The 6,576-nt window shown below is 42.9% G+C and carries 8 protein-coding genes and 1 pseudogene; 7 read left to right on the forward strand and 2 right to left on the reverse strand.

The annotated features are described in order from the left end of the window. Positions 1-523 (forward strand): transposase (locus CDZ78_RS02085; protein WP_087868477.1); only part of this gene is annotated, 523 nt, incomplete at its 5' end. A gap of 219 nt (positions 524-742) precedes the next feature. Here CDZ78_RS02085 and CDZ78_RS02090 read toward each other — a convergent pair. Both CDZ78_RS02090 and CDZ78_RS02095 read right to left on the reverse strand, forming a co-directional pair. Continuing rightward, positions 743-1,330 carry a DedA family protein gene (locus tag CDZ78_RS02090; RefSeq protein ID WP_087868478.1) on the reverse strand — a complete coding sequence of 196 codons (588 nt, stop codon included), beginning with the start codon at positions 1,328-1,330 and terminating at the stop codon, positions 743-745. Between the two features lie 37 nt (positions 1,331-1,367). Then, positions 1,368-1,988: an MlaC/ttg2D family ABC transporter substrate-binding protein gene (locus tag CDZ78_RS02095; protein ID WP_087868479.1), complete on the reverse strand. Its 621-nt coding sequence runs from the start codon at positions 1,986-1,988 to the stop codon at positions 1,368-1,370. An 84-nt stretch (positions 1,989-2,072) separates the two neighbouring features. On the opposite strand from CDZ78_RS02095, the gene hemB reads away from it, so the two are divergent. The 6 genes and pseudogenes from hemB (at position 2,073) to CDZ78_RS02120 (ending at position 6,490) form a co-directional block, all read left to right on the forward strand. Next, positions 2,073-3,083 (forward strand): porphobilinogen synthase, encoded by a 1,011-nt coding sequence (gene hemB / locus CDZ78_RS02100; RefSeq protein ID WP_087868480.1) that lies wholly within the window; start codon positions 2,073-2,075, stop codon positions 3,081-3,083. Beyond that, on the forward strand, positions 3,080-3,931 hold the full coding sequence (gene aroE / locus CDZ78_RS02105; protein ID WP_087868481.1) for a shikimate dehydrogenase: 852 nt from the start codon (positions 3,080-3,082) through the stop codon (positions 3,929-3,931). The genes hemB and aroE overlap by 4 nt, the downstream gene beginning before the upstream one ends. Further along, the gene (locus CDZ78_RS02110; protein WP_087868482.1) at positions 3,928-5,121 is read left to right on the forward strand and encodes a cupin domain-containing protein; all 1,194 of its coding nucleotides are present in this window, start codon (positions 3,928-3,930) and stop codon (positions 5,119-5,121) included. The genes aroE and CDZ78_RS02110 overlap by 4 nt, the downstream gene beginning before the upstream one ends. A 290-nt stretch (positions 5,122-5,411) precedes the next feature. Further along, the gene (locus tag CDZ78_RS24170) at positions 5,412-5,810 is read left to right on the forward strand and encodes an efflux RND transporter permease subunit (protein ID WP_373862418.1); all 399 of its coding nucleotides are present in this window, start codon (positions 5,412-5,414) and stop codon (positions 5,808-5,810) included. 145 nt (positions 5,811-5,955) lie between these two features. Then, positions 5,956-6,192 (forward strand): efflux RND transporter permease subunit, encoded by a 237-nt coding sequence (locus tag CDZ78_RS24175; protein WP_373862419.1) that lies wholly within the window; start codon positions 5,956-5,958, stop codon positions 6,190-6,192. Further along, a pseudogene (locus CDZ78_RS02120) lies at positions 6,189-6,490 on the forward strand (DUF3240 family protein). The gene CDZ78_RS24175 and the pseudogene CDZ78_RS02120 overlap by 4 nt, the downstream one beginning before the upstream one ends. The last annotated feature ends 86 nt before the right edge of the window (positions 6,491-6,576 follow it).

Raw genomic sequence — 6,576 nt, forward strand, 5'->3', positions numbered from 1 at the left:
CCTGCTGTGTACACCACAACAGGAGGGAGCTATAGGCCGCATGATGCAATCCTTGGGTCGGAGCTATGTGCGATATTTCAATTATCAGTATCAGCGGACTGGAACACTCTGGGAAGGACGCTATAAATCATGTTTGGTACAGGCAGAGCAGTACCTGCTGGAAGTCTATCGATACATAGAGCTTAACCCTGTGAGAGCCAGCATGGTGACTGATCCTGCTGAATACTCTTGGTCAAGTTACCAGATTAATGCATTGGGGAAGTCCTCTGATTTATGCACACCACACTCAGAGTATTTGAGCTTAGGCAAGACAGAGTATGATCGGCTGAAAAGCTACCGAGCATTGTTTTCTCATCATGTGGATGATATTCTTCTGGAGGAGATTAGATCAAATACAAACAAAGGGATGGCAATTGGTAGTGATTACTTTAAGCAGCAAATGACTACGCTTACAGGAAGGAGGTTAGTACCTGAGAAAGGCGGTCGACCCATTGGTTGGCGAAAGGCTAAGAATGGGAGTTAACTTTACTCTGACCCCAGTTATAGTGGGCTTCTGTAGGCTGGGATGAAGCTTGCGTAATCCCAGCTTTTAATTTGCTGGGTTTCGTACCTCAACCACAGCCTACATTGAATGCTTTCACAAGCTCTTAAGAACCGCCCCTAGAATTGTGCTCATTTCAAATTTAGAGGACAAAGTGTTCAATTGTGATTATCCTGTTACTTGATGATATTTAAGTGAGCATTAAACCGCCCGTTTCTTTCGGTACCAGAAAACACCCAGTAAAATAAACGCCATCGCAAAAAACAGAATATTTGCTTGTTTTATGTAGTTGATTACGCTTTCTCCAAAGTGAAAATACAAAGTAAAGAAGCTAAACGTTGAGATTGTACAGGCCAGCAAATCAGACAAGGCGAATTTTATAAAACTCATCTTTCCAAGACCCGCAGTTAAAAACAGGGCATTTCTAACGCCAAATGGAATGAACCTGCCTAAGATTAAAGTTATTACCCCATATTTTTCATAGTAGGTCGATATTTTAGTGATTCTTTCGGGTGGTACCATGTTGGCAAAAAAGCGTATTTTAAATAACTTAGGTCCCAAAAACCTGCCTAAGCTATAACAGATTAAATCGGAAAAATAAGCACCCAGATAGACGCCAATAAATAAATGGGGTAAATAATCAGGGTGCTTGCTTGCTAAAAGAGCGGAAATAAAAATCATGGCATCCTCTGATACCGGGATGTTGAGACCTGCTAATAGTAAGGCTGCAAAAATAATATAATGGGCATATTGAATGTTTGCTTGAATAATTTGTATCAGTTCTTCCATTGTTTTTGTGCGTTCCTAAAAGTGAGTAGGGATAAAACTATAGCTTATTATTTTTTGCCTCCAGCTCTGCAATTACATTGTCTAAAGAACCTGAATTTTTGATCAGTTGACTAAACGTTTCACGGTTACTAATAACCAGGCTGATTCCCTCTACTTTAAGGTCATAGATTTTCCACTGATCATGGCGGAGTACCATGGAATAATCAATCTTTGCATCGGCTTTGCCTGACTGGGAAACAATTGTTTTGACGGTGGTAGTTTTATCACTGGCTTTTAGTTTTAATGGTAAATAAGTAATAGTCCAGTCATTAAACTGTTCAGTAAATGTTGTGGAATAGGTATTAACCAACAGGTCTTTAAAGGCCGCGATAAATTGTTTTTTCTGCTGTTTGCTTGCCTTGCGCCAATGTTTGCCTAAAACCAGTGCAGACATTCGAACCGTATCAACATTTGGAAAAATGGCTTTATCGACGAAAGTATGAATTTCGACTTTATTACTGGCAAAAGCCGGGTCTTTTAGTTTACCGAGTAAGGCGCGTGAAGTGTTGTCGATCACTAATTGTGGCGCGAGTAATTTCTCGGTAGCAGCTGTTGCGGTGGTGCTTAGTAATAAGAAAAATCCAAGCAGTAAAGTGCGGGGTAATAATTGCGTAGTCATAGTGGTCAGGGTTTCAGTATAGAATGTGTTTTCTGTACAATGTATCAAATTGTAAGCGATCTTTATATTTTATAAATAAACGGTATGAATAATAGCATTAATTTTCCTACAACACGTATGCGCCGGATGCGCTATCATGATTTTTCCCGGCGGTTAATGTCGGAAAACCGGCTTTCATGTGATGATTTAATCTACCCTTTGTTTGTTATTGAAGGCGAAAATAAAAAAGAAGCCATTGCTTCTATGCCAGGTGTAGAGCGGTTATCGATTGATTTATTGGTGCAGGAAGCTAAACAATGCTTTGCTTTGGGTATACCCATGCTGGCTTTATTTCCGGTGACACCTGCTAGTGTGAAATCGGACGATGCTGCTGAAGCTTATAATCCAGACGGTCTGGCGCAACGTGCTGTACGAGCAATAAAAGCAGCTTGCCCGGGATTAGGAGTTATGACGGATGTTGCTCTAGACCCTTTTACTTCGCATGGTCAGGATGGGCTAATTAATGAACAGGGTTATGTGATCAATGATGAAACCGTAGAGGTCTTGGTTAAACAGGCACTCTCACATGCCGCAGCAGGTGCAGATGTAGTAGCCCCTTCGGATATGATGGACGGGCGAATTGGTGCAATTCGTGAGGCACTGGAATCTGCAGGGCATATCAATACCCAGATTCTCGCTTATTCGGCTAAATATGCTTCTAGCTTTTATGGACCTTTCCGGGATGCGGTAGGGTCAGCAGGGAACTTAGGTAAAGGTAATAAATTTAGCTATCAAATGGATCCGGCTAATTCGGATGAGGCTATACGCGAAGTGCAGCTAGACTTGCAAGAAGGTGCTGATATGGTGATGGTTAAGCCCGGCATGCCTTATCTGGATATTATTCGTCGGGTAAAAGATGAATTTTCTGTGCCAGTATTTGCTTACCAAGTCAGTGGTGAATATGCCATGCTTAAAGCAGCAAGCCTTAATGGCTGGTTAGATGAACGACAGGTGGTTTTAGAATCTTTGTTATCTTTTAAACGGGCAGGTAGTGATGCTGTGTTGACTTATTATGCTAAAACAGTTGCTCAGTGGTTGAAGGAGCAGCAGGGATGAGTGAGATAGATCAATATGCTGTTTTTGGTTCACCGATCAAACATAGTAAATCACCGCGCATTCATCAGTTATTTGCCGAGCAAACGCAGCAAGTTATGCAATATACCGCGCAGTTAGTTCCGGCCGATAAGTTTGACCTGGAACTTAAAGATTTTTTTGCCAAGGGTGGGCGCGGCTTAAATTGTACGGTGCCTCTTAAAGAGCTAGCCTGGGAAGCAGCAGAGATAAGAACTGAGCGAGCCGAGCTAGCTAAAGCTGTTAATACCTTGCTAGTACAAGAAGATGGTCGTATTTTAGGAGATAATACCGACGGTATCGGTTTAGTTACAGACTTGCAAGATAATCACGGCATTGAATTAAAGCAAAAATGGGTTCTTATCCTGGGTGCGGGCGGTGCAAGTCGGGGGATAATCTTGCCTATTCTGGAAGAGTCTCCAGCGTCCATTACTATTGCCAACCGTACTGTTGAAAAAGCACTAACTCTAGCTGATGAGTTTAGCCATAAAGGGGCCATCAGCGGTAGTTCTTATGCGGATTTGGCCGGACAAAACTTTGATCTGATTTTAAATGCTACCTCAGCAAGCTTGAGTGATGAGTTGCCGCCTTTAGTGTCAGGGATATTAGCAGAGCAGGGCAGTTGCTATGACCTTGCTTATGCGAATAAGCCTACTGCCTTTGTGCGTTGGGCGCGTGAGCAACAAGCAAGTAAAAGTCTTGATGGCTTAGGCATGCTGGTTGAACAGGCTGCAGAAGCATTTTATCTGTGGCGAAATGTACGTCCTGATACAACACCCGTTATTCAAATGCTGGAGGCTGAGCGAAATAATAGACAAAGAGTATCCGTGTGACAGGTTTTTTTAATACTAGTCTTAGCCAACAGCAGTTTTTACAGGAATACTGGCAGAAAAAACCATTATTGATTCGGCAAGCATTTCCTGGGTTTCAGTCACCTATCTCACCAGAAGAATTAGCTGGCTTGGCCTGTGAGCCTGAGATTGAGTCTCGTTTGATTGAGCAGTATGGAGAGAATGACAGCGCCTGGCAGGTTACAGCGGGGCCTCTATCGGAAAGTGATTTCGATCGCTTGCCTGAAACTCACTGGACCATGCTGGTGCAGGATGTTGATAAGCATTTGCCTGAATTACAAACCTTACTTGATCCGTTACGTTTTATACCCGACTGGCGTCGTGATGATCTGATGATTAGTTATGCGACAGAGTCTGGTAGTGTCGGGCCGCATACTGATGCTTATGATGTGTTTCTGTTACAGGCAATGGGAACGCGACGTTGGCAGCTTGGTGATCAGCCTATACATGAAGCTAAATTAATTGATGGTTTAGAATTACAGATTCTGGCAGAATTTACCCCCGATCAAAGCTGGGATCTAGAACCAGGAGATATGTTATATTTGCCGCCACATTTTGCGCATCATGGTGTTGCGCTGGATGAGTGTATGACCTTTTCTTTTGGTTTTCGTGCGCCAGCTAGTGTGGATATGCTGGATGCGGTAGTGAATACTTTACTGGAGCAGGAACTGGGCAAACACAGGTATCAAGATCCAGATCTATTACTGACTCCGCATGGCGCTGAAATTGATAGTCTTGCGCTGGCAAGGTTAAAGCAAATGTTACACCAGGCTATAGATGAAGCCGAACCTGTTCTGGCAACAGTACTTGGGAAATTCGTTAGCGAGACCAAGCCAAGCTTGTCGGCTTTAGCGGCAGAAGCTAGAGCTGAGTTGCCGAGTATTGATGAGCTGAATGCTTATTTTGAGCGGGGACAGCTGTTACAAAGAAACTTGTATTGCCGCTTTGCCTGGAGTGCCAATGAAATGGGCGGACAACTTTTTATGGCGGGTGAAAGTTATGCGGTCGGTATGGCTGGGGTTGGTAATTTACCATTGCTAACCGAACAAAGTACTTTGACGGTCATTGATTGGCAAGGCATTGTGCAAGACGAAACCTCAGCCAATCTATTGTGTCAGTTAATTGCCGAGGGTGGCTGGTTCTGGCAGAATGATATGGACTCAACTGGATAAGCTACTTTTGGTGCAATCTTAAAGCCAAAGTTCAGAGCACCAGACCTCTACCTTTACATAAATCCCCCCAGTTAAGTATTAAATTACATTAAAATCAACGAATAACAAACTTTTTGCCCATGAAATTCAAGTAACTCTTTTCATATCCCTCTGATTTTGTAATGATACCCTTTTTACATTATTCGTAGACTAACCGAGACTACACTTGCCGGAAAAAACTAATGGCTCAGCGACAACTTCCTATGTTTCCAGAGGGTTCGACAGAAGTAACCCATGATTAACTAGGCTCTTTGACGCGTTATGGTGCGGTAAGTCGTAATGGCAAAGGTGAGGCGGTAGAAGGTCTGGTGCTTAGTTTGCGCGGAGCAAATGCAGGTCAGACTGTTACTGATATCGAGAAAAAGCTTGAGCAAATCAATAGTAGTCTGCCGGATGGGGTTAGGCTTGAGGTGTTTTATAATCGAGGTAATCTGGTTAATTCTGCACTGTCATCGGTTACTAATGCTTTGTTGCAAGCGATTGGTCTGGTGATGATTTTACTGGTTTTATTTTTAGGTAATTTACGTGCATCTTTAGTCGTTGCCTTGGTATTACCTTTGGCTGCCCTGATCACTTTTTATTGTTATTTACTACCTTTGGCTCTGTCAGGCAGGCAGTTCTGGTTTTTTCGAATATTCCTCTGGCTATGATAGGCGGAGTTTTTGCCCTTTGGTTGTCGGGAGAATACCTGTCGGTACCTGCATCCATAGGCTTTATTGCTCTATTGGAATTGCTGTCCCTAATAGCGTGGTATTACTGAGCTATTTTAATCAACTAAGAGCAACCGGAATGAGTATGGCTGAAGTCATTATTGTCGGAACTGAGCGTCGATTGCGCCCAGTATTAATGGCTGCAAGTTTAACCGCATTTGGTTTGTTGCCGATGCTGTTTGCTACGGGGCCTGGATCAGAAATACAGCGGCCCCTGGCTATTGTTGTGATTGGAGGATTAGTATCATCAACTTTTTTAACGCTGATCTTGTTGCCCATATTATATGAGATTTTTGGTGAAGCAAAGCAGGAGCAAGTATGAACGGACAAGAGTATCTGGTAACCCTTAATGTGCCTCCTTTATTAGAAGAGGCCGTTGTTGATTGCCTGCTTTCAATAGAGGCGGCTGATGGCTTTAGTAGTCTGGTTGTCAATGCTCATACTAGTGGGCATGAAGGTTTATCTTTGGCTGAACAGGTGGCAGGCAGAAGCAAATACGTTTTCAGATGTATTTGCCTGAACAGCAATTAGCTGTCTTGAAGCAGCAATTAACACACTGTTTTTCTGGGGCGGGGATACATTACTGGGTGCTGCCTGTATTAGAAAGTGGTTATATATAAAGGGCTTGGGAGGGATGGGGAGCTTAAAAACACTGCTGTAACTTTTAGCTTATGCTAGTATACATTGTTGTAGAAATTTAATGCCT

It is taken from the genome of Bathymodiolus platifrons methanotrophic gill symbiont, assembly GCF_002189065.1.
GTDB lineage: Bacteria > Pseudomonadota > Gammaproteobacteria > Methylococcales > Methylomonadaceae > Methyloprofundus.

Coding starts and splice junctions, on each gene's coding strand:
- CDZ78_RS02090 (WP_087868478.1), bottom strand. CDS start 1,330: ATGGAAGAACTGATACAAATTATTCAAGCAAACATTCAATATGCCCAT.
- CDZ78_RS02095 (WP_087868479.1), bottom strand. CDS start 1,988: ATGACTACGCAATTATTACCCCGCACTTTACTGCTTGGATTTTTCTTA.
- hemB (WP_087868480.1), top strand. CDS start 2,073: ATGAATAATAGCATTAATTTTCCTACAACACGTATGCGCCGGATGCGC.
- aroE (WP_087868481.1), top strand. CDS start 3,080: ATGAGTGAGATAGATCAATATGCTGTTTTTGGTTCACCGATCAAACAT.
- CDZ78_RS24175 (WP_373862419.1), top strand. CDS start 5,956: ATGGCTGAAGTCATTATTGTCGGAACTGAGCGTCGATTGCGCCCAGTA.